The sequence below is a fragment of the Xanthomonas cucurbitae genome, assembly GCF_002939885.1.
In the GTDB taxonomy this organism is placed as follows: domain Bacteria; phylum Pseudomonadota; class Gammaproteobacteria; order Xanthomonadales; family Xanthomonadaceae; genus Xanthomonas; species Xanthomonas cucurbitae.
In genome coordinates this window covers 1-420 of the sequence record NZ_MDED01000141.1, presented here as the reverse complement: position 1 = coordinate 420, position 420 = coordinate 1, and the positions used below count along the sequence as shown (strand labels likewise).

Here is a 420-nt window from a genome sequence, read left to right as displayed (position 1 = left end):
GGCTGGTCCACCGGCCTTCGATGTCGCGGTAGTAGCGCTGGCCGTTCGAGGCAGTCAACGCATCCGGATCCGGCAACGCCTGCTGGACGGCCGGCGACATCGGCAAGCCCTCGGCGGCCCAGCCGCTGCGGTGGTAGGCCAGTTCATAGCGCGCGGCGATCGCACCGGGACTGTTGGCAATATTGCGGGCGATGACTGTTTGCGCTTGTGCGTCCAATTCCGCTGCACGGGGTGGCAAGGCGGTTTCCTGCACGTAGCTGCCGCGATCGTTGGCACCGGAGACCGCAGTCTTGACCAGACGATGCCATTGGCCGTCTGCCGGATCGCGCTTCCAGTCGGCAGGACTCAGGCTGGGGCGATCGGTGGCGTTGGCCGACTGTCGATAAGGATCGACCGGATCGGGTGCGTCTTTCAGCGCCA

General features: G+C 66.0%; 1 pseudogene. It reads right to left on the bottom strand.

Going from position 1 to position 420, the window contains the following annotated elements:
• Nucleotides 1–420 (bottom strand): annotated as a pseudogene (locus XcuCFBP2542_RS19100) (hypothetical protein); the annotation flags it as partial.